The sequence below is a fragment of the Agaribacterium sp. ZY112 genome (assembly GCF_041346925.1).
GTDB lineage: Bacteria > Pseudomonadota > Gammaproteobacteria > Pseudomonadales > Cellvibrionaceae > Agaribacterium.
In genome coordinates this window covers 4253332-4274525 of sequence record NZ_CP166840.1, presented here as the reverse complement: position 1 = coordinate 4274525, position 21194 = coordinate 4253332, and the positions used below count along the sequence as shown (strand labels likewise).

At 43.8% G+C, this 21194-nt stretch carries 25 protein-coding genes; 16 read left to right on the top strand and 9 right to left on the bottom strand.

Going from position 1 to position 21194, the window contains the following annotated elements; genetic code table 11:
• Window positions 1-77 precede the first annotated feature (77 nt).
• Complete coding sequence (locus tag AB1S55_RS18680) at window positions 78-485, top strand: VOC family protein (RefSeq protein ID WP_370979707.1); 408 nt, start codon at window positions 78-80, stop codon at window positions 483-485.
• Window positions 486-547: 62 nt separating this feature from the next.
• The gene (locus tag AB1S55_RS18675) at window positions 548-1351 is read left to right on the top strand and encodes a GyrI-like domain-containing protein (RefSeq protein WP_370979706.1); all 804 of its coding nucleotides are present in this window, start codon (window positions 548-550) and stop codon (window positions 1349-1351) included.
• 170 nt (window positions 1352-1521) lie between these two features.
• Here AB1S55_RS18675 and AB1S55_RS18670 read toward each other — a convergent pair whose 3' ends face one another.
• Entirely contained in the window at window positions 1522-1932 is a 411-nt protein-coding gene (locus AB1S55_RS18670; RefSeq protein ID WP_370979705.1) for an MAPEG family protein, read from the bottom strand.
• 117 nt (window positions 1933-2049) lie between these two features.
• Between AB1S55_RS18670 and AB1S55_RS18665 the strand changes: the two genes are divergently transcribed.
• From AB1S55_RS18665 to AB1S55_RS18650, 4 genes are all read left to right on the top strand, one after another.
• The gene (locus tag AB1S55_RS18665; protein ID WP_370979704.1) at window positions 2050-2409 is read left to right on the top strand and encodes a winged helix-turn-helix transcriptional regulator; all 360 of its coding nucleotides are present in this window, start codon (window positions 2050-2052) and stop codon (window positions 2407-2409) included.
• Between the two features lie 172 nt (window positions 2410-2581).
• Window positions 2582-2995 (top strand): MarR family winged helix-turn-helix transcriptional regulator, encoded by a 414-nt coding sequence (locus AB1S55_RS18660; protein WP_370979703.1) that lies wholly within the window; start codon window positions 2582-2584, stop codon window positions 2993-2995.
• A 16-nt stretch (window positions 2996-3011) separates the two neighbouring features.
• Window positions 3012-3215 carry a 4-oxalocrotonate tautomerase family protein gene (locus tag AB1S55_RS18655; RefSeq protein ID WP_370979702.1) on the top strand — a complete coding sequence of 68 codons (204 nt, stop codon included), beginning with the start codon at window positions 3012-3014 and terminating at the stop codon, window positions 3213-3215.
• A gap of 127 nt (window positions 3216-3342) precedes the next feature.
• Entirely contained in the window at window positions 3343-3804 is a 462-nt protein-coding gene (locus tag AB1S55_RS18650) for a DMT family transporter (RefSeq protein WP_370979701.1), read from the top strand.
• Window positions 3805-4040: 236 nt separating this feature from the next.
• On the opposite strand, the gene AB1S55_RS18645 is transcribed toward AB1S55_RS18650, so the two are convergent.
• A complete protein-coding gene (locus AB1S55_RS18645) occupies window positions 4041-5420 on the bottom strand; it encodes a hypothetical protein (protein WP_370979700.1) in 1380 nt (459 codons plus the stop codon).
• Between the two features lie 495 nt (window positions 5421-5915).
• Between AB1S55_RS18645 and AB1S55_RS18640 the strand changes: the two genes are divergently transcribed.
• The 3 genes from AB1S55_RS18640 to AB1S55_RS18630 all read left to right on the top strand — a co-directional run bounded on the left by AB1S55_RS18640 (window position 5916) and on the right by AB1S55_RS18630 (window position 7345).
• The gene (locus AB1S55_RS18640; RefSeq protein ID WP_370979699.1) at window positions 5916-6161 is read left to right on the top strand and encodes a DUF2164 domain-containing protein; all 246 of its coding nucleotides are present in this window, start codon (window positions 5916-5918) and stop codon (window positions 6159-6161) included.
• Window positions 6162-6259: 98 nt separating this feature from the next.
• A complete protein-coding gene (locus AB1S55_RS18635) occupies window positions 6260-6766 on the top strand; it encodes a Tfp pilus assembly protein FimT/FimU (protein ID WP_370979698.1) in 507 nt (168 codons plus the stop codon).
• Window positions 6767-6892: 126 nt separating this feature from the next.
• Window positions 6893-7345, top strand: coding sequence for a DUF2780 domain-containing protein (locus AB1S55_RS18630; RefSeq protein WP_370979697.1), 453 nt, complete (start codon window positions 6893-6895; stop codon window positions 7343-7345).
• Between the two features lie 109 nt (window positions 7346-7454).
• Here AB1S55_RS18630 and AB1S55_RS18625 read toward each other — a convergent pair whose 3' ends face one another.
• The 3 genes from AB1S55_RS18625 to AB1S55_RS18615 form a co-directional block, all read right to left on the bottom strand.
• On the bottom strand, window positions 7455-9020 hold the full coding sequence (locus tag AB1S55_RS18625; RefSeq protein ID WP_370979696.1) for a SulP family inorganic anion transporter: 1566 nt from the start codon (window positions 9018-9020) through the stop codon (window positions 7455-7457).
• Window positions 9021-9183: 163 nt separating this feature from the next.
• Complete coding sequence (locus AB1S55_RS18620) at window positions 9184-9402, bottom strand: SlyX family protein (protein WP_370979695.1); 219 nt, start codon at window positions 9400-9402, stop codon at window positions 9184-9186.
• A 25-nt stretch (window positions 9403-9427) separates the two neighbouring features.
• Complete coding sequence (locus AB1S55_RS18615) at window positions 9428-9709, bottom strand: pyrimidine/purine nucleoside phosphorylase (RefSeq protein ID WP_370979694.1); 282 nt, start codon at window positions 9707-9709, stop codon at window positions 9428-9430.
• 158 nt (window positions 9710-9867) lie between these two features.
• On the opposite strand from AB1S55_RS18615, the gene AB1S55_RS18610 reads away from it, so the two are divergent.
• The 3 genes from AB1S55_RS18610 to AB1S55_RS18600 all read left to right on the top strand — a co-directional run bounded on the left by AB1S55_RS18610 (window position 9868) and on the right by AB1S55_RS18600 (window position 12117).
• Complete coding sequence (locus tag AB1S55_RS18610) at window positions 9868-10332, top strand: peptidylprolyl isomerase (RefSeq protein WP_370979693.1); 465 nt, start codon at window positions 9868-9870, stop codon at window positions 10330-10332.
• Between the two features lie 146 nt (window positions 10333-10478).
• Window positions 10479-10838 (top strand): MliC family protein, encoded by a 360-nt coding sequence (locus AB1S55_RS18605; RefSeq protein WP_370979692.1) that lies wholly within the window; start codon window positions 10479-10481, stop codon window positions 10836-10838.
• A gap of 1 nt (window position 10839) precedes the next feature.
• On the top strand, window positions 10840-12117 hold the full coding sequence (locus AB1S55_RS18600; protein WP_370979691.1) for a carbohydrate porin: 1278 nt from the start codon (window positions 10840-10842) through the stop codon (window positions 12115-12117).
• A 99-nt stretch (window positions 12118-12216) separates the two neighbouring features.
• On the opposite strand, the gene AB1S55_RS18595 is transcribed toward AB1S55_RS18600, so the two are convergent.
• A complete protein-coding gene (locus tag AB1S55_RS18595; protein WP_370979690.1) occupies window positions 12217-13494 on the bottom strand; it encodes an aminotransferase class I/II-fold pyridoxal phosphate-dependent enzyme in 1278 nt (425 codons plus the stop codon).
• 264 nt (window positions 13495-13758) lie between these two features.
• On the opposite strand from AB1S55_RS18595, the gene AB1S55_RS18590 reads away from it, so the two are divergent.
• Window positions 13759-14295: a chorismate pyruvate-lyase family protein gene (locus AB1S55_RS18590; RefSeq protein ID WP_370979689.1), complete on the top strand. Its 537-nt coding sequence runs from the start codon at window positions 13759-13761 to the stop codon at window positions 14293-14295.
• A gap of 178 nt (window positions 14296-14473) precedes the next feature.
• Here AB1S55_RS18590 and AB1S55_RS18585 read toward each other — a convergent pair whose 3' ends face one another.
• Window positions 14474-14923: a GNAT family N-acetyltransferase gene (locus AB1S55_RS18585; RefSeq protein WP_370979688.1), complete on the bottom strand. Its 450-nt coding sequence runs from the start codon at window positions 14921-14923 to the stop codon at window positions 14474-14476.
• 3 nt (window positions 14924-14926) lie between these two features.
• Window positions 14927-15784, bottom strand: coding sequence for a helix-turn-helix domain-containing protein (locus tag AB1S55_RS18580; protein ID WP_370979687.1), 858 nt, complete (start codon window positions 15782-15784; stop codon window positions 14927-14929).
• A gap of 170 nt (window positions 15785-15954) precedes the next feature.
• Here AB1S55_RS18580 and AB1S55_RS18575 point away from each other — a divergent pair, with 170 nt between their 5' ends.
• The gene (locus AB1S55_RS18575; protein ID WP_370979686.1) at window positions 15955-16263 is read left to right on the top strand and encodes a SemiSWEET transporter; all 309 of its coding nucleotides are present in this window, start codon (window positions 15955-15957) and stop codon (window positions 16261-16263) included.
• A 118-nt stretch (window positions 16264-16381) separates the two neighbouring features.
• On the opposite strand, the gene AB1S55_RS18570 is transcribed toward AB1S55_RS18575, so the two are convergent.
• Window positions 16382-18436 (bottom strand): agarase, encoded by a 2055-nt coding sequence (locus tag AB1S55_RS18570; RefSeq protein WP_370979685.1) that lies wholly within the window; start codon window positions 18434-18436, stop codon window positions 16382-16384.
• Window positions 18437-18611: 175 nt separating this feature from the next.
• Here AB1S55_RS18570 and AB1S55_RS18565 point away from each other — a divergent pair, with 175 nt between their 5' ends.
• Both AB1S55_RS18565 and AB1S55_RS18560 read left to right on the top strand, forming a co-directional pair.
• On the top strand, window positions 18612-19400 hold the full coding sequence (locus AB1S55_RS18565; protein WP_370979684.1) for a hypothetical protein: 789 nt from the start codon (window positions 18612-18614) through the stop codon (window positions 19398-19400).
• Window positions 19401-19720: 320 nt separating this feature from the next.
• Complete coding sequence (locus tag AB1S55_RS18560; RefSeq protein ID WP_370979683.1) at window positions 19721-21187, top strand: aldehyde dehydrogenase; 1467 nt, start codon at window positions 19721-19723, stop codon at window positions 21185-21187.
• The last annotated feature ends 7 nt before the right edge of the window (window positions 21188-21194 follow it).

Here is a 21194-nt window from a genome sequence, read left to right as displayed (position 1 = left end):
TTTTTCCGGCCTTGACTCTCCCATTACAGGAGCGTTTACAGTTGTGTCTTGTTAAACATAGTTGTAGGAGAGTTAAGATGAAAAGCTTGTTTCCTGATATTTGCTCAAAAAATCTTCTTGAATCTAAAGCGTTTTATATTTCTTTACTGGGGTTTGAAGTGATCTTTGAGATTGATTGGTACATACAATTACAAAGCCCTAGGATAGAGCCTATTCAGATTGCCTTTGTTGATATTAACCATTCCAGTGTGCCCAAAGAGCATCAGAAGATACCTCAGGGAGTAGTCGTAACTGTTGAGCTGGATGATGTTGATGCGGTTTATCAGAAAGCTTTGGCTTTGAAATTACCAGTAATCGTCGAGTTGTGTGATGAAGAGTGGGGGCAGAGGCACTTTATGGTGGAAGACCCAAATGGCTTGCTGGTGGATGTTTATACAATGCTTGAGCCCACATATGAGTTTGCAGTAAAGTATGGTCTTACGTAAGGTTTGCCTTTCATTGTGCCCCAGTGTCTTCGGAAAAATTGGGGCTTAGAAAGGGATTATCTATGTTAGAAAACCTAATGCCGATAGGGCGCTTTTCTAAAAGCTGTCGCTTAACTATTAAGGCGTTACGCCACTATGATGAAATTGGTTTACTAAAACCTGTTTTTGTTGAACCAGAAACAGGGTATCGATACTACGCACAGCACCAAGCTAAAAGAGCGGTATTGATAAACATGTTGCGCTCTCTCGATATTGCTATTCCCGCCATTGATAAGTTACTAGAGGCCGATGAAGTAGAGTTAGGTTCTCTCCTTGAGATGGAACAGGCGCACATATTGCTTGAACTAAATCGTAAGCAGAGCATCCTGAAGTCGATAAAGCGCATTAGCCAAAGCGGAGTGCTTATTCCCTACGACATCTCGATACGAACTGAGCCGTCTTATATGGTTGCGAAATTATCATGCTCCTCAACCTTAGATCAGCTTGTTGAAGATGGCGCTAAGGTCATCTATCAATTGCATGGGATTCTAAATAAAGCAGGACGAGACTTTGAAGACCCTGTCATGTGTATCAACCGAGACCCAGATAAACAAGGTAATGTGCTTATCGATGGCTGTATTGGGATTAAAAAGCCATATCCTGAATTGGGTGCAGCAGAGATTGTCGATATATCAGGGGGGACTGTTGCGTGGTTAACTCACAAAGGGTGTTACAGTGAACTCGGTCTTGCCTATCACTCATTATTTGCTTGGAGTCAGGAGCATGGCTACCAGCAACGTGATGACATGCGAGAAATTTACAGAAATAACCCTGAAGAAGTTAAAGTCGAAGAGTTGATTACAGAAGTTTTATTGCCGATTGAATAATCTTAACAATAATGGCTGATAATTTACCTGTCTTTGCATCTGACTATAATGTCTACTTGCAAATTTCAACCTGTTTTATACTTTTTATTGGCTGATAAGCGGACTTTATCGAATAAAGAAACTTCAGCCCGCTATGTTTTTAAATTGTTTTCATTAAGCCTTCTATTTCACTACCAAGTTATGCGAAGTATGGATAAGCCAATTACAATTTGGCATATCCATCCAATTAAAAAAGTTATGGTTCTAAGGAGTGGCACTCTAAGTGAGTAAAGGGTGAAGTGAGCAAGTCTAGAAAAAAAGTAAATAGCGCATGCTAAGGCTGTAGTGTGTGATCCTATTTGTAATATTTCTACAGTTAGCACGAGAGTAGAGAATAAAACTAAGTTTTCGATGGCATTCTCATGGGCTTTCATCATACGCTCTGCCCATTGTGCTTTGGGTCTGGTATCTGGCTGTGGGTTATATAGCGCCGACCAAACTCCGTGTTCATACATTCTGTTTATAATATAGGGGACCCAGAATAGGGATGTCATTAGTATCGTTAATGTTAACCAAAAAATATCGGGGTTTAGATTTGTCATAACTGTTTCCTTAAATAACTGATTGTTAAGGAGGCAATTTATCAGAACGTTTAAACATACATAAGAATGCACAAATACTGCATATAGTGTCTTATTTGATACCGGAGTACTTTAATTATGCGTAAGCAACGCCATCAACAATACAATGACTGCCCTGTAGAAGCTGCCCTTGATGTTATTGGGGGGAAGTGGAAGTCCATTTTGCTTTTTCGTGTGATAGAGGAAACAAGGCGATTTAACGAATTACGTAGATTGATTCCGAATGTGACGCAAAGAACGTTAACTAATCAGTTAAGAGAACTTGAGCGTGACGGCTTAATCAGCAGAAAAGTATATGCAGAGGTGCCTCCTAGAGTCGAGTATTCTGCAACTGAGCTTGGCCTATCTTTGAGATCTGTTTTACAGGCTCTGACAGCTTGGTCTGAGGATCATCTATTGCCCTCTTTTAATAAAAAAGAAGTTGTTAATAATCAGTAGTATAGGATGTTTATCTCGTCATTTTATAGCCGCATTAAAAACTTATCCGTCTAAGAAGCTATGTCAAGTGTTAGTGGTTTTAATTATTGTTGCGTATGCAACCGTGGTTTGCTAGTATGGGCTTGCCTAATGTTGCTTGTGCAACTACTTTTGTTTTATTTGAATGTAATTTATGTTTGAGCGTTGTCTTTATTTTAATACTAATACATTAGCAAGAAAACTAAATGCGCGATGGGAAAAGGCCTTTGATCCTTTTGATCTAGCTCCTTCTCACGCTTATTTGCTTCGTTTAGTGCTTGATTCACCTGGGTTAACTCAGCAGGAGTTAACAACAGAGCTTCAACTTAATAAATCTACCGTAACCCGCTTTGTCTCAGCGTTAGAGAAGAAAAAACTCGTGTTAAGAAAGGAGGGAGGCGAAGATCAGCGTAGTAATTCTATATGGCCTTCACCTAAAGCAGTCGCGATTAAGCTAGAGTTAGAGCAGTTAGGCGATGAGCTTTATGCTTCTATGTGTAGCGCTATAGGCAAAAAAAATGCAGAGACTTTTGTGGAAATGGCTAGAAAAATCAATAATGAAATCTAAATAAGGAGACCACGGTGTGCCGTATGTAAATATAAAGGTAACTAATGAAGGCGTAAGTAAAGAACAAAAAGCAGCATTGGTTTTGGGGGCTACTGAACTGCTTCAGACTGTTTTAAATAAGAATCCTGAAAGGACTGTGGTTGTCATTGATGAGGTTGAAACAGACAATTGGGGTATAGCAGGAGAGCTAGTTACTGAGCGTAGGATTAGGGGGAGTTAGAAAGTCATTAAATAGCTGTAATTGACTTTATTCCCACAAAATCTTCATGTGTGCTCTAGCTATGTGTTGATAATATGCATCATTATAGCGCTTAACATTTCTTATCTATAAGAAGCTTCAACTACTTATGAATAATTCGGTGATTTATGCTTTTATAATGCTGTTAGCTGGGCTTGGTATTCCTGTAATGGCAGCATTAAATGGCGGGCTCGGGGCTAGGCTTCAAAGCCCAGTTCTTGCGGCTACTATCTTATTTAGCTTTGGTTTTTTTGTTGCAGCTTCTGTGCTTTTAATAACAGAGGGTATTCCATCTACCTTTACGACCAATGTATTTATTCCGTGGTATTTCTATTGTGGAGGGGCGTTTGTAGTTTTCTATGTGCTAAGTATTACTTGGGTTGCTCCTCGTTTTGGTGTCTCTAACGCGGTTTCATTTGTATTGTTAGGACAGTTATTGGCTATGACGGTTGTTGATCATTTTGCTTTTCTAGGTATGCCTCATTCCCCCTTAAACATCAAGCGGCTTTCAGGTCTAGTGCTTATGAGTTTAGGTGTATTCTTAGTGCTTAATAGGCCGAAGTATGTGTGATGTTCTACTGTGAATGTATTCTTCTTGTAACTAAGCAGTGATGATTACCGTGGTTGTTGTAATGTGAGCTGCTGAAAGGTACTTCGGGTGAGACTTTAATATCTTCACCGGTGACTTATAAGTAGCCATTTATAAACTGGATCGTAAATGGCTTGTCATTATACTTTGTTAAAAAAATAGGCTTAAAGTGATGACTTTAAGCCTATTTTTAATAACTAAAACTTATTGTTCATTCATTAAAGTGATTCATTGGCAATTTGTAGCTGCCAATTTGCATCGTAATAATAGGTTTGTGGTGCTTTAGTGCCGGTACCATTAAATGACCACCAGCTAGCAAATTTTACGGAACTATTACTCCAAGCGGTACTGTTACTGTAGTCACCAGGAACATTAAATAGGGTTGCATTGATACCGTAAGGATCAGTGGTTTGGAAGTTTGTTGCATTAGTATTACTAATAACAAGGTTGCGGTAGCCAATGGCTTGAATTACGTTTCGGCCGACACCGGTAACAGTATTACGGTCATAAGTGATATTGGTGGATGCTTGAGCAATATTCAATGGCGCGCCGTGATCATTGTAAGGTAATAGGGTAAATGCATTGGCAAAATTACCTGTTGTACTTACGTGGATTTGGTTGCTGCTTACACTGATGTTATTTGCGTTGTGCTCAATATTGATGCCTGAACTAAATTCGCCTTCGTTACCCCAAGTTGATACGTAGTTTCCTGATACGTAGAGGTTGCCAACGGTTGCCAGGGCAATACCAAATTCGCGAGCATTATAGATTTTATTGCTGTTGATTTTTGAGCCTTCATTGTAATAACTACGCTTATCTTTGATGTCTTTACGGATTTGGGCGTAGTGATCTGGGTAGCTAGGTGCTACGTGAGGGTAGCCATCGTTGCCGCCATCAATGGAAATACCAAGGCGAATGTTATTACCTTTAAATTCGTTGTTAGAGATATTTAGGCTACCTGCATAAAGGCGATCGCCTAGGTTCCAGTTTGCACGATAAATATCACGCAGTAACTCAACGCCACGGTTTACGCGATCAAAAGTATTCCATGCAATATTTAGATCACGTGGCAGCATGCCGATGGAGTTAATACCCACGGCACTATCGATAAGATTACAGTCGTAAATATTAAAGTAAGCTGGGTTAGAAGCAGTACTTGTTGTGGGGAGATATATAAGTGCGCTATTGGAGGAATCCCACTGGGCGTATTTAGCTAACTGAGTATTGGTGTTTTGGCCAACCCCTTGTAGTGTCAGGTTGTGGATAGTGACGCCAGAGTATTGGATGTTGAGCATTGGAGCTGCAAAGCTATAATTGTTACGCTTTAGTTTACTCTGACGGTACTGTGCGGCACCTTTGATCTCAACTTTAGATTTAATGTTAACGGTATTACTTAGGTAGATGGTTCCATTAACGATGATGGTGTCAAGTTCGTTTGGATTTACGTAAGCTCTGTTAAGTGCATCACGCAGTGAGTCTTCGTTGTTTACCCAATAAGTTGCGGCATTACTACTTAAACTGAAAAGAGCAGCTGCAAGGCTAAGTAGGGCGGGTAGAGCGAGCTTAACAGCAGAATAAATCTCGCGAGACTGTTGCATAAAAATATCCTTAATTAAAGAAAGTGGCTTTCATTAAAACTGATATCTTGCGTGCTAGGCACGTCATCAAAAATTAGGCGAAGTTGTCCCCAATTTTTGTAAACAAGTTACAGAAATAATGAAAATGGGAGCTACTTGATTAGAATTATGGCGAGCGGGTCAGTGTCAGCGCTATGGTATTCACTTTTGGTAGAGAATTTAAATGACTGTATGTGCGCTGTACATCTGAACGCGGAGGTTAGCGCTTTGTTGTTACATTTAGCAAGCGCTTTACTATGAAATTATTATTTTTTTGATAAAAGGTAGTACGTTTGATTACAAAGCGTGCGAGTTGAGTGGTTTTTTGTCGTTCCCTCTTATTTTGCACCTGTCTTTATTTGCATGGTATTTGAATGTTTATTTTCTGTGGCCATTGCTACTGCTTTTCATTGAAATACACTAGGTTGTGTTTGTTTTTTTAAGTGGCTATTGGTAGTAAGATTAAGAGGCTTATATATGACGGATGTTAAATTTTCTAAAGAAGAAACGGATCGTTTAGTGAACAAGCTTAAGGCGTATTTTGATAAGGAGTTCGATCAGGAAATCGGTGCTTTTGACGCTGAGTTTCTTCTTGATTTTATTGCAAAAGAACTTGAGCCTGTTTTTTATAACCGTGGCCTGGCAGATGCCCATTCGCTGTTCTCAGATAAAGTGGATGAACTAGGGTATTTGATTCAGGAGCTAGAGAAACCGGCCCTCTAATTCTCCTCATTTACATTTGAAACCGGTCTAGCTGTGCTTGCTAGTGCTTAAGCTCTTGTTGTAGTAGGCTTTTATTACCTCAATGACTTAACAGTTTTATGTTACGACACCAGTATCAATACAGGTCCTACCAATACGCTTTTACTCTAATTGAAATGTTAGCGGTGATCATTGTGGTGGGAGTATTAGCTAGTATTGCTGTCCCTAAGTTTTTAGATCTGCAGCGTTCAGCGACTATTGCTTCGATGCAAGGGTTGCAGGGGGCACTAAATAGTGCTGTTTCGTTAAGTTTTGCTCGCTCTGCCGCTGATGGTGTTCAAAATGAAGCTATGGCGACAATAACGGTAAACGGTCAGCTTATTGATGTTGTTTATGGCTTTCCTGCAGGCACTCAGAGTGGTATCGGGACGATGGTAGTCAGCCCGAGTAGTGATTGGCAGCAGCGTCCGAGCACCCATTTGGGAGCTTATGTTTATTGGCCTAGCAGGTTTGATGTTGATGCTTGGCCAGCACAATGTTTTATTCGTTACCGGCAGTCGACGGGGGTGGGTAATGCGCCTGTTATCGACTTTTATACTGGCAGTGCTTCTGGTTCGGGTTGTTAGTATTCTTGCTAAAGCTTGTTTGTTTTCACGTTTACTTCATTAAATTGACATATCGATGTGTATACATTGTTTGTTTTTTAAAGAACCGTACAATGCATGGTTCTGTTAACTACTTAAGGGAAGAGTATGAAAAAGTCACTCGTTGCGGTTATGGCCGTTTGTCTATTAGGTGCTGGTTGTGGCGCTTCTAATGAAACTAAAGATTCTATGGACTCTGCGGCCTCATCGTTGAGTGCTGGTAGTCTAGTTGGTACAGATTTGTTTAGCAGTATTAGCAGTTCTTTGGGTGTGACTGAGCAGCAAGCTCAAGGTGGTACAGGTGCGCTTTTAGCTTTGGCTAAGAATAAGCTCACGGATCAAGGTATGGGTATGATGGCTAAGGGTTTAAGTAGTGGTAGCAGTGAATATGCTTCTGCACTTAGTGGTATTAAGAGTATGGATTCTGTTGAAGCCATTTTCTCACAGCTAGGCATGGACCCAAGCATGGTGTCTAAATTTACTCCTATGCTGATGGATTATATCGGTGGCAAAGGTGGATCTGATTTAACTTCTGCGCTTGGTAAAATCTGGCAGCAATAGTCTAAGCTCAGATACAAAAAAGGCGTCTATTAAGACGCCTTTTTTGTATCTGGATATGGATAGCTAACGCATCTCAATGGCTTAACTATCCGCTGGCTTAATCTTTTGCTTAGCCCAGTTTATCGCTGGCTACATGATAGTCAGGGTCTTCTAAGTGGTTGACTTCACAGAGATCACCGGCTTTATCAAATAGTGCGACACATTCAGGGCTCAAGTGGCGAATATGCAGGGTTTTACCGAGAGCCTGATAGCGTTCAGCGAGGCCGTCTAGGGCTTCAATACCACTGTGGTCACTAATGCGAGAGCGTTGGAATTCGATGATAACGTCATCCGGATCTGACTCTGGTGTAAACAGCTCTTTAAAATTGGCGACGCTGCCAAAGAAAACTGGGCCGTGTATCTCGTAGATCTTCGAACCTTTGTCATCCGTTTTGATTTCGGCATGAATATGCTGAGCATGCTTCCAAGCAAATACCAAGGCTGAAACGATTACTCCAATAATGACCGCAATGGCTAAGTCGGCAATAACCGTAACGGCAGATACCAAGATCAAGATAAACGCATCACTTAACGGTATCTTGCGAAGTATGCGCAAGCTCGACCATTCGAAGGTGCCGAGTACAACCATAAACATGACACCAACAAGAGCTGCAAGAGGGATTTTTTCAATCAGTGAGGCACCAAAAAGAATAAAGGCAAGTAAGACAAGGGCTGCGGTAATACCGCTTAAACGGCCACGGCCACCACTGTTAATGTTGATCATACTCTGGCCGATCATGGCGCAGCCACCCATACCACCAAAGAAACCATTTGTGGTATTTGCGACACCTTGGCCGATGCATTCGCGGTTACCACGGCCTCGAGTACCAGTGATTTCATCAATAAGGGTTAAGGTAAGTAGTGATTCAATTAGGCCAATCGCGGCAATAATAAAGGCGGTTGGTAGAATGATTTTTAAGGTTTCAAGGTTAAACGGCACTATAGGAATAGCAAAACTAGGTAGCTCGCCCTTTAAGGTGGCGTTGACGGCTTCTTCTGCAGGCAGCATGTCTCTTACAAAATCGATTACTGTGCGTGCTTCTAAGCCTAAGAAAGGAACAGCTAAACTTACGCCCACAATAGCGACTAGAGAAGAGGGTACTGCTGTTGTTAACTTGGGTAGGAAATGAATAATCAGCATGGTGATGGCGATGAGTATGCCCATGGTATAAAGCATTTCACCTTGCATCCAAGTTTGCTCGCCGAGTTCGTTTTTAACGAGAAACTGCCCCATTTGAGCTAAGAAAATCACAATCGCAAGGCCATTTACAAAGCCGAGCATTACAGGGTGGGGCACCATACGTATGTATTTACCGAGCTTTAATAAGCCGGCGGCGATTTGAAATAGGCCCGCAAGAATGACGGCGGCAAATAAATATTGAACGCCGTGGGCTGCAACGAGGCTAACCATCACGACGGCAGTGGCACCGGTTGCGCCACTGATCATACCTGGGCGGCCACCGACAATAGAGGTGATCAAGCCCATCATAAAGGCAGCGTATAGGCCAACCATCGGTTCAAGGCCGGCGACAAAGGCAAAGGCTACGGCTTCGGGCACCAGCGCTAAAGCAACGGTAGTACCAGATAGAACGTCGTTTTTTACATTCGACGGTGTTTTGTATATCAGATTAAACATGGGCTTCCACACGTGAGGAAATAAGGGCAGAGCGCTGAACTTGGTTTTGCTTTAACACTCTGGGCTTAGGGGCGCGCATGGTAACAAGCCCCTTTGGGTCGTACAAATACTATGCAGCTTAGCAGCTACGCCGACACTATGATGACTCGCTTTAGCGTCTGTCTTAATAGTGTGGTGGGCGCTCATCAGCGGCATTGAAGCCAGCTGCACCTTCGCTAGACTGGCTTTCTTTAAGCAGTGCGGCGAGGTGTTGAGTTTGTAGCTGCAAGCGAGCGATCTCATTGTCTTGTTCGGCAATACGCGCATTCATAGCTTGTAGCCAATCTTCCTGATGAACCAAACGGCTTTGCAGATCGGTAATTTGTTGTTGAAGATCGCTCATGGTCTACCTTGTTTTGTTTGCTAGCTTATTCGTAAGTGCAAATGTAAACAGATTGAACTTCGGTTTTGACTAGGAAGCTCTGGTTAGCAGCAACATTAAAGTGGCTGCCGGCTGTAAAGGTTTGCCATTCGTCGCTGCCAGGTAGTTTTACAATTAGAGCTCCTGCAACGACGTTCATTACTTCATCTTGGCTGGTGCCAAATTCGTATTCACCAATGTCCATAACGCCAACAGTAGAAGGCAGCTTCTCACCTTGGAATGCGATAGATTTAACTTTGCCTTCAAAATATTCGTTGGAAGTTAGCATGCTTTAGTCTCATTTATATAGGGTGGATTAGAAAACGGCGCGGATTATAGCACGCTCGGCTAGGCAGATTTGCGACGACTGCTTTGGCACATTAGACTGGCAGCCCCAAATTATTTAGCAGCCCCCTTTTACAGGGGCTTGCCCATATAGGCAGAGCAATGAAAATCGAACGTAACTCGGTAGTAAGCATTCACTACACCCTTAAGGATGAAAATGGTGAGGTGATTGATACCTCGGATGGTCAAGAGCCTTTGAAGTACCTTGCTGGTGCTAACAACATTGTTCCGGGCCTTGAAAATGCTTTATTTGACTTAGAGGTTGGCGCTAAGAAAGAAGTGACGGTTGAGCCTAGTGAAGGTTATGGCGACTACAATGCTGAGTTGGTACAAAAGCTTCCTAAGGAAATGTTTAGTGGTATCGACACCATTGAGGTTGGTATGAGCTTTCAAGCCCCTGCGGAAAACGGCGCCGTTCACTATGTTGAAGTGACTAAAGTCGAAGACGACGGTGTTACCGTTGATGGTAACCACTTACTAGCAGGCAAGACTTTGTACTTTTCTGTCAGTATTGAAGACGTGCGTGAAGCGACTGAAACTGAGATTGCTCACGGCCATGTTCACTAAGCTTTTAATGCTTAAATGAATAGGAAAAGGAGCCGCGTGCTCCTTTTTTTGTGCCCAGAACCTTCTCGTCTTTGTTTGCGTGTGCGCTTCGCTTAACATAGGGATCAATAATAATTTTATGAACCCAACTCTGTAAGGAATATAGAGTGAAATGTTTTGTTGTTCTGCCCTCTTTTTTAGCTCTACCTTTGTTATTGGCATCGTGTACTGAGTCGCCTGTTCCAGAATCTACTCTAAATACCACAAGTGATGTAAAAGCTGAACAGATTTATCGCTGCGATCGAGGTGCTGAGCTCGCACTCACTTTTTCGGACGATGGTGAGCAGTTGAACTTGGTTGTTGAAGGGCAGTCGATGAGCCTAACGCGCCAAGTGGTCGCATCCGGCTTTCACTATACAAATGGCCACTACGATATTCGTGGCAAGGGTGATGAGCTGATGTATAGCGTAGGTCGTATGGCGCCGACTAAATGTATGGCTCTTACAGTTCTTGCAGAGGAGGCTTAACGTGAGGTCTTTAACTTTTGCAGCTGTAGGGTTTTTATCGGTCTTGTCTGTGTCGACTAGCGCGCTTACATCTGGCCCGCATCAGTTAGAGCTGGACGGTTATATTCGCCACTCTATGGGGGTGAGTAAATCAGGCCAGGAGCAAGTCAGCTTTCAGGCTCCTGGTGCCCAAGCTAAATATCGTTTTGGTAACGAGGCTGATACCTATGGTGAGTTGGCGGTGGATTACCACTACTTGCCGGAGGGGGGCGCCGAAGACGCTATGTCGTATCAGTTGTACTTTATGCAAAGCGCTTATCAAAAACATGGCGAGCCCGGAAACTTTACGTTTGATAATACCGAGCAGCTTTATCTTAAGTTGAATAATGTGCTTCCCGGTGGGGTAGACCTGTGGATGGGCAAGCGCTACTACGATCGGCATGATATTCATATGCTCGACTACTACTGGCTCAATACCGTTCAAGGTGCAGAGGGCGCATTAGGCTTAGAGGGGATGGCCTTGTGGGGTGGTGAAGCGAGTGCGACGTTGATACGTACGGCAGATGATGTAGAAGCGAGTGATGGTTCTACTGAACTTTTATATGCCACAGCTTTAGATATGCGTTTATTTGATGTGCAGCTTAGCGAGCGTAGTCGAATTAATTTTTGGGCTTTTTTCAATGAGCGCCACCAAAATGAAAAGTTACATCTGAATGCTAAGGCTGGTTGGGCTTTGGGTTCTTGGTTAGTGACGGATGATATTTTGTATGGAGAGTTATTAAATGGTTTAACTCTTCGCAGCGGAGCTGCGGTTCAGCAAAACCATTTTGGTGGGCCACAGCCTGTACGTACAAGTGATGACAGGGTGTACGAAGATAACTGGGCTTTGGAGTGGGTAAACCAACACACAATCGATGTTCACGGCGATTTTGCTGTACAGAGCGTGTTTTTATACGGCTTAGCTGACGGTGATGTACCGGGTAAAGATGGCTCAAAAGTCAGTTGGTTAAGTATGGGTTCACGGCCGATGTATCGTTTGAGTCAATATGGCATGGCATCGTTCGAACTTGGCTTAGATCATGTTCGCGATGAGTATAAAGATGAAGAAGGCTGGTTAAGTAAAACCACCTTGGCTTATGAGCTTAAGCCTAGATTCTCATTTTACGATCGGCCAACACTGCGTTTTTTTGCAACCTATGCTCATTGGTCTGATGCTTTTGTCGGACAGGTTGGGGGAGAGACCTACTTGGCCGATAACGAAGGCTGGACTTTAGGTACACAGTTGGAACACTGGTGGTAGTGAGGGCGATAATGGCATTGATTGCGTAATGATCAGTAATAAAAAAGGGGCTTTAAGCCCCTTTTTTATTACTCTATTTTATTGCTCGGGTTGTGTTTTTTAAGCGGCTAGTGCTTGTTTAACAGAGGCTAATTTAACGCAGCAAACAAAGACTTTCATGGCCTCATCGACTTGCTCTACCGTAGGTACAGTCGGTGCAATACGAATATTACTATTCTGAGGGTCCTGCCCATAAGGGAAGGTCGCTCCGGCTGGGGTTAATTTAACACCGGCTTCACTGGCTAGGCTGACGACTTCTTTAGCAAGGCCTGGCTGAGTATCAAAAGAGATAAAATAACCACCTTGAGCACTTTCCCACTGGCCAAGCTCGTTATTACCAAAGGCTGCTTGTAGATGGTTTAAGACACTTTCAAAGCGAGGGCGAATAATGGCAGCATGTTTGTTCATGTGCTCGGCTAAAGCATGGTCGCCGGCAAAGAATTTAACGTGTCGCAGTTGATTGACTTTGTCTGGGCCTATCGTCATAAAGCCAAGCGACTTTTTAAAGTCACTTAAGTTGGCATCGCTGGCTGCTAAGAAGGCAACGCCGGAGCCTGCAAATGTAATCTTAGAGGTCGAGGCAAATTGCAAAACACTGTCTTCAGTACCGGCCTCTTTACATGCTTGCCATATGTTAGCAAGTTGCGGTGCATCGTCACTTAAGGCGTGAACGGCGTAAGCGTTGTCCCAGAAAACGCGGAAGTTAGCATTGGCGATGTTGCCAAGCTTGGCAATACGCGCGACAACATCATCGCTGTAAACAACCCCTGTTGGGTTTGAGAAGCGAGGAACAGCCCACATGCCAACGATGCTGCTGTCTTCTTTAATGAGTTTTTCAACGGCATCCATATCTGGGCCGTTAGCGTCCATACCTACCGTTACCATGTTGATGCCAATGTGCTCACACACACCGTAGTGGCGGTCATAACCAGGTACAGGGCAGATGAAGGTGGCTTTTTCCTGTTTGTTCCAAGCGCTTTCGGGGCCATTTAAACCATAGTGATAAGCGACACTCATTGCTTGATGCATCAATGTAAGGCTTGAATTACCACCAGCCATGACATTACTTGCAGGTGCGCCGATAAGCTCAGCACCTAAGGCGCGAGCGCCAGCAATACCATCTAGGCCGCCGTAGTTACGGCAGTCTGTGCCAGCATCGTCGCTGTAATTTCCATCTAGGATTCCATCCATCGCGTTGCTGAGGCTAAGCTGCTCAGCAGAAGGTTTACCGCGGGTCAGATCGAGGCCAAGTTTCTGGGCTTTAATCGTCTCGTATTCGGCTTCAAGTTGTTGGGCCCATTGTTGGAGTTGATCTTTTGATGCGGCTTGCAGGTCCAAGGTTCTTACCTCACATGTGTTTGCTTGGATGGATAAGTTAGTGTGCGCTTGTGGCGCAGCGGGCGAATTATACCCGTATTAGTGAGGCAATTTGCAGTAGAATATTGAGCAAAGTGACGCATCTGCAAATTTAGATCAAAAATGGCCTTTTGCATTTCCATCCTTGGCGCTTAGTTCGCTTTGCTGCTGTACTAAGTTACTGTAGTACTGGTGTCGCGCGTCTATAGTGTGCTTGTGTTTTGTTTTTCTGGATATGAGAGTTTCATGATCGATCGATTTTCTTCAAGTGGCTATGTAGGCTTTGATGTCTTGCAACTAGCCAGTGGCGAAAGCTTGAATTTACGTCAGTTACCAGCCTTCTTACGGGTATTGCTGACGACCGATGGTACGGTCACAAAAATCTTGGAGAGCTATTTCTGGGAGCCTGTAAATGTGAATCGGCTTGCCCAGAGGCGTTTATTATTAGACTGCAAAAGTAATAACCTGAACTTAAATGCTGGTGATGAGGTGATCGAGCGTCGAGTGAGTTTAAGTGGTGGTAAGAGCACGCGCCTTTATGCTTTAGCTCGGTCCTTATTGAATCCCGAAGCCTTACCGGCAAATGTTGTTAAAGAGCTGGAAGGTGAGCAAGTAGGTATTGGCGAAGTATTACGAGAAAGTGGTTTAGAGACCTATAGAGAGCTGCTGTCGATTAGCCAAGATGGCACGAATATTAGTCGTACATACCGAATCTTATTGGCGGGGAAACCGTGTATGGAGATTTGTGAAAACTTCCCCCTGGAAATTTATAAGCAGAACTAAGCTAAGTATCAGAGGCTTAGATGCAGTAGTGCGACACAAGCCAAGCTATACAGTAGGCAGCTGAGGCTAAACACTACGAGTTGTTTTTTTTGTTTTGCATGAGCCTTGCTTGCGATTAGGTTTATAGGTAGTCGCATCATTGTTACTCCTATTTATTGCAGGCCGTGCAGCCTGCTATTCATTTAACAGCTCTTGTTTGCATACGCTGAGCTGTTACTTTTAAACCGTTGTATTCAGTTTCAAAGCTTTCCACTACGTCAAAGCCATATTCTTGATAGAGCTGTTTGGCCTTGTTATTACTTTGGGCAACAAAAAGCTCGGCAGGTTCCTTACAGCGTTTTAGCATGTGCTCCAACAGTCGGCGGCCTATGCCCAAACCGCGATAGTCTTGTAGAACATAGAGGCTGCGTATTTCATTATTCTTAAGAGCCCCAAATGCCACAATGGCGCCATTTTCCTGCCAAGTATAGATCTTGCTGGTGAATATGTAGTGGTGGCGTACGGGGTCGTTTTGCAGGGGGCATAGAAAGAAGGTTTGCGGCTCTTGTTTTAGCTCGTCGAGTTTGCAGGCCGCATAGACCTTAAGTACCTGCCTGTAATCGGATTCGCTATAGTTTTTTATGGGCATGTACTAGGTTTCGGTGTCGTTGTTGGCGCTTTTTCTGTACCTAGCAGGAGGCACTCCCACACTTTTTTTGAAGCGCTTAGCAAAGCTAAATAAGTCGTGGTAGCCGACTTGTTCGGCGATTTGGGCTAAAGGCCAAGCGGTGCTGTTTAATAGGTATTTAGCCCGTTCCATACGCATATGTATAACTTGTTGTAAGGGGCTGCGGCCAAAGCGTTTTTGGCAGAGCCTGTGTAAGTGCGGCGTGGAGTAATGAATCAATGTGGCCATCTCTTCTACGCTCCAAGGGTAGTGTAAGCGTTTTTCTACATCTCTAAAGAGCTGGTCTAAGCGCTGACTTTCTGTGCTTTGGCTGGTCGGTGCTTTAAGCGTTTCTAATAAATAGTGCTCTAGATAGTTTAAGCTTGGGCGGCGCAGGCTTTCGCTTTTTTCGTAATAGAGCGTGGCAATTGTATGAAAAATCTGTCGCCCACTCTGGCAGTATTCACTAGGGGAGCGGTTGCGGCACAATTCGCTCCAGCGTGCAGTATCCGCAAGATCTAACCATGACATAGTCCAGAATGGCGCTTGTAACTCAATCAGAAAGGGGCGGCCGGCGGGCAGAATGATGAGCTCGCTCTTCTCTACGGTTTGGCAGCCTTCGGGGGTGAAGAGCTCAATGGCTCCGTCAACACTGTAGAGCAGGGTGTTACACATCGGGGCTGAGCGGCCAACACGGTAGTTTCCCTCTAATTGGCTAAAGCCGCACAGTGGAATGGCAAGTTCTTTGAGTTCCGGCACACGCTGGCAATCCAAAAAGCGTTCATTACACTCTGGCCCAATTTCGAGCACGTCTTGCCATTTCCAGTCTTTATCTAACTTCATTTTACGTCTAGGATAGTTTTGGATAAAAACATGATAGGTTAATCCATAACCAAAAGCCAGTTGGCCGATTACACTGTGCAACATATTCTGATGAAGCAGAAAACGCTTTAAGAGCTTTTTGCTTCTCGCTGTTGAACCCTTAGCGGGTTAGATTATTTAGGAGAGATGATATGAGCAACCTTGAACTACTGGGCTTTGTAGCTGCTTTTGCAACCACGTCTTCTTTTTTGCCTCAGGCCTTTCAGGTATTAAAGACACGTGATACCGCGTCTTTGTCTCTGGCTATGTACAGTATTTTTACTGTTGGTGTAGCCCTTTGGTTAGGTTACGGCATCGTTAAGCAAGATATCGCTATGATAGCTGCCAACATGGTTACTTTTGTTCTAGCGGCCTCAATTTTAGCAGTGAAAGTGCATAACGAAATCAAAGCTCGTCGTGCACCTGAGCTTCCAAGCGACAGCAACGAGTGTGTTGCCTAGCGATGTAATCAAGACTTCCACATGCATTTGTTGTTGGTTCTACGAATGCTGCTTTACCCGGCTCCGTGCCGGGTTTTTTATGGCTAAGCCTTCGGCATTTTGTATCAGCTCCTTTCGCTCACATCCTTGTTAAGGGTTTGCTGTGTTGCATATCTTGTATGGCGATGGTGCTTATTTTGCCGCCGTCATCAGGGAAGATAAGCTCAATGCTATTGTTGGCTTTGAGTAGTTGGTAATCAAAGGGGATTTCGATCACGCCAAAGAAGCTTTCACGGGCGGTACCGGGCTCACCTGCGGCATTGTGGTATTGGTCGTAACCTCTGTAGTCATCAGGGATGGTTACACTGCTACCATTGATGCTTAGTTTAGGTTTTAGGCTTAAGCCAAAATCTCGGCCTACTCCCAGACGCAGAATGGCTTCACCTTGCTTGGCTGGATTTAAGCCATTGACTTGGAATCCAAGTTGCTTGTCTTTTTCAATATCGACAGTCATTTTTTTAGCAAAATAACGGCTTTCTTGATTGTTTTCTTTTTGTTTTATTTTCTTATTAAAGTCGACCACCAAAACGGCTGTGGCTTCGGTGTCTAAGGCTATGCTTTGGGGGATGTTTTTGCCAAGTTGTTTTTCTTCGTAATGAACTTGCTTATTGTCATCAAGGTAAAGATGGCGAAGTTCAACATTTTTGACTTTGGCTTTGTTCGTACCGAGTAATTCAAGGTCGAGTTCAATGTCTTTAAATTCAAGGCTGTTAAGAATTAGATATAAACGCTTATTATCTACATAAGCATCTACCTGTACATCGGGATCGGCTGCCCAAGTGTCGATACGCTTACCTTTGATGTCGTTCCAGAGGTCGTAAAAATAAATAAGGTCTGAATACACCCACTGTTCGCCTTTTTCACCTGGGCGTTCTTTTTTCTGAATCATTAAGCGCCAGTAATAAGGGATCTCCGGTGAAATTCGGCCCCATTCAGCTTTGAGCGGAGTAAAGGGCAGCGCTTGTTCAATTCGGTCGGGGCGCTCAAGAAACTGCATTAGCATCGCACTAAATGCTTTAACTTGTAACCAGTCGCGTTCACTTGTCCAGGGTTGGTTAAAGCTGCCTTGTAGCTGGGAGCCATATTCGCTGACGACAATGGGCTTCCTTTTTTCCCAGTTAATATCCATGTAGGCGTCGAGCATATCGAGGGTGGCTTCCATGTTGGAGCCTTTACGATACAGCTGACGCTTGACCGCACCATAGGGGATATTGGGGAAGTCATAGAGGTGGATGCTGATAAAATCCATGTTTTTACCAGCGATATCCATAAATAACTTATCGGTTGTTTCCCATTCTTCAAAGTTGTTGATTTCGTAGTTCGGAAATGCAACGGTATAACCACCGATAAGTACTTCTTTATCGTGTTTTCTGATTTGATCTGCAACGGTATTGTGCAGGCGCATTACTTGTTCGATCGTAGCGGGGCGATGGTCACCTGGGTATTCCACTAGTTCAAATAATGGCTCATTCATTACCTCAACATACATAGGTTTGAGCTGGCCGGGCCCTTTTCCTTTGCGTGGGCGGAAAAACTCACTGACATAAAGCCCCATAAAGTCACCCAGCGCTGAACCTAGAGGCTCGTCTTTAGTATCCGCTGATGAAAAGTACCAAGGCTTACCGCCATAAGCGCCAACTGGGTCTCCGCCGTCTGGCCAGTAGGGGCGTTGCTGGGCACCAATAATAAGGCGCGTATTTTTATCTTCGTATTTGCGCATGGCTTTGCCTTCAGCGCTTTTATTGTTGCTATACCACCAGCGTGTATCTTTACCGCTTTTCCTCATGACATCGGCGTCGGTCCAGCCTTTGCGTTTTGGGTCTTCTTTAATGTTGACTACTTGCCACTTCATACCACCGGTATCTCGGCCAAAATACACATCGCGTTTTACGATGATATCGTGCAGTAAGTCTTTGACTTCATTGGGCTGATTTAGACTTTGCGCATTGTTACCAAACCAGTCGTGCTCATTATGGGTGGCGTGCATGGTGATAAAACGGCTGCGGTCAAAGCTATCAAAATCTCCGACGCTATGTGCGACATCGGCGTTTACTTGAACCTTTACGCCAGCTTGGCTGTAGAAAGGCAAAAAAGTCATTACGACAACATAAAGGCGGATGAGTGGTTTGTTCATGAGCATAACAGCCCTCTTGGTCTAAAAAGCGTATAGGTTTGAGTATAGAAGAGCTTGTAGAGGGCGTGGTGCTTTAGGGCGCACGCCTGAGTTAGACATTTAAAGTGTGGGGAACTGTTGCAAACTTGCCGAGTCTGAGTTGCATATTTCATACCCCTTCTGCAGGATGCAGGCTTTGATAGACGATCATCAAACAGCTATTTATCAACGGCCTTGGTTTGTTGCGCTGCTTTTTTCGCTTGTTTTACACCTTGCCTTATTAAGCCTATTTCTTTTTTTTAATTCTTCTTTGGCTTTGCCGCATTTGGGTTCTGAGTACTCGTTCCCGCTTAAAATTAAGCTACTTAAAAGAGAAGAGAATAAAGCCGCTTATGTAGCAGAGCATATTGATATGTGGGGTGAAGGTAATGATCTTGTAGATAGCGATATAGATGCTTTGAATCGTGAAGCTCAATGGCAGCAAGATGGGAGCATAAGCGCTAGCAATGTTGTGAATATGCAGGCATCTGAAGGCGGCAATAAAAACAACAAGCTTGCTCCGCTTACGAATACTCCAAAAGCAGAGCTTGACTTAGACTTAAGAGCCAAGAAACCTGTACCGTTGAGTCAGCGTCAAGAGCTTAATAGCCGTGAATTACTAGACGCTTTATCTGCTTTTGATATAGACGAAAGCAATAGCTGGCCCGCTTCACTTGATAAGGATCCCGCTTTTAGGCCTTTTGATCCTCGTCAGCAGGAGCGATGGAATAAAGCACAAAAGCGTTCCAAAGCAATAAACGTTCATCAGGATTCTCAGTTTTATCTAGATGGGCAAGGGCAAAAGGTTGTTGAGCATAACGGGCGGTGTATGACCTTAAAAGAGGATGTCAGCACGGGGCAGTTTTGGTGGACATTACCTAGCTCTTGCTCGGCTACAGAGGCGGATCTTTTATTGCTTGATTTAAAACGTCGTTTGTCTCGTTAAGTCGGTCAGTATTTGTTTTTGTTTATTTAAGTGACAGCTTAATTTATTTTATTTTCCCTTCGAAAATGTCACATATATGCTTTTCAATGCCATTGGTTTTTACCTATTGGGAAAAAGACAAAATGTTGATATTTATCAGCTGACATCTATTATCTTGTCGATAAAAACTATTGTTTTGAATTTTTTAGATTGATTCACGTCAATGGATTTCAAGCTCTTACTGTTAATGTTTGATCAACTCCTGCACAGGTAAACAAGAAAAATGTTCGCTGCTTGCTCTGGCGCTAGGGGTCATACTAATAATTAACGAGGATGCTTCGATGGTAGCCCAAACAGATAAGATCAAGGCCTTTCTGGCTCAAGACCCAGTACCGTTTTATATAGACGGAAAATATGTAGTGAATTCCGATGGTAATGAAATCAAGGTAGAAGACCCTGCAGACCAGAGTGTCTTGGCTATGGCAAGTAAAGCCAGTCCTGATGATGCTGTTAAAGCTATTGAAGCTGCTGATATCGCCTTCCAAAGTTGGAAACAATTAAGTACGGCAGAGCGCGCTGAAAAAATAAATAAGTTTGCTGACTTATGTGAACGAGATACAGAAGAACTCGCCCAACTTGAAACCTTGGATGTAGGTAAGGTTATTGAAAATGCGCGTGGTTTTGATGTGCCTTTTGGCGTTGAAGCACTGCGTTATTATACCGATCTTGTTCAAAAGATCGAATTTGAAACGGTGCTTGAACTTGCGGATATGGACGCTAAAAGCGTACGTCTTCCCCACGGTGTTGTGGCTTTTGTATTTCCATGGAACTTCCCTTTAACGCTTTGTTTGTGGGGAATAGCTCCAGCGTTAGCAGCAGGTAATACTGTTGTTATTAAGCCCGCAGCACAAACGCCTTTAAGTACGGTTTACTTAGGTAAGTTGGCATCAGAGGCCGGTATACCCGATGGTGTTATCAATATTGTTCCAGGTGGTGGCCCAGATATGGGTGAGGTACTTAGCTCTCACCCAAAAGTGAAGTATTTAAGTTTTACTGGTTCAACTGCTGTGGGTAAAACCTTAGGCGCTGCATGTGGTGCAAATTTAAAGCCCGTAAAACTGGAACTCGGCGGCAAAGGCGCAGCTGTTATTTTTGATGATGCAGATCTTGATGCTGCGGCAGAAGGTTTAGCTGGTGCGATTACGTTAAATTCAGGCCAAGTTTGTTGTACGGCAACCCGTTGGATTATTCAAGAAAATGCGATGCCTAGCTTTATTGAAAAAGTCTTGGCAGTGCTTGCAAGTACGGTTATCGAGCCACCCATGAATGAAACCAGCCAAATGGGGCCGGTGGTGAGCCAAACACAATTAAACACCATCAAAAATTATATTAGCGAAGGCGTGAAGCAAGGCGCTGAGGTGCTTTGTGGTGGTAAACAGTTGGATGGTCCTGGTTACTTCTTTGGGCCAACTTTATTAAAAGGCAGTGAAGACAATATCTGTTTTAAAGAGGAGATCTTTGGCCCTGTTGCCTATTTAACTTCTTTTACTGATGAGGCCGATGCGATTCGACAGGTTAATAGTTTGGATTACGGTTTGGCAAACAGTGTATGGACTAAAGATGAGCCTCGAGCCGAGCGTGTTGCCAAAGCGATGGTCAGTGGTAATAGCTGGGTTAATGCACACAATGTCTTCGCTTATGGTTTGCCGTATGGTGGTGTTAACGCCAGTGGTGTGGGCGGTGGTGTAAACAGTCTAGATACCTTGCTTGATTACACCCGTTCTCTATCGATAGCTGAACCCAAGTAGGTTGATT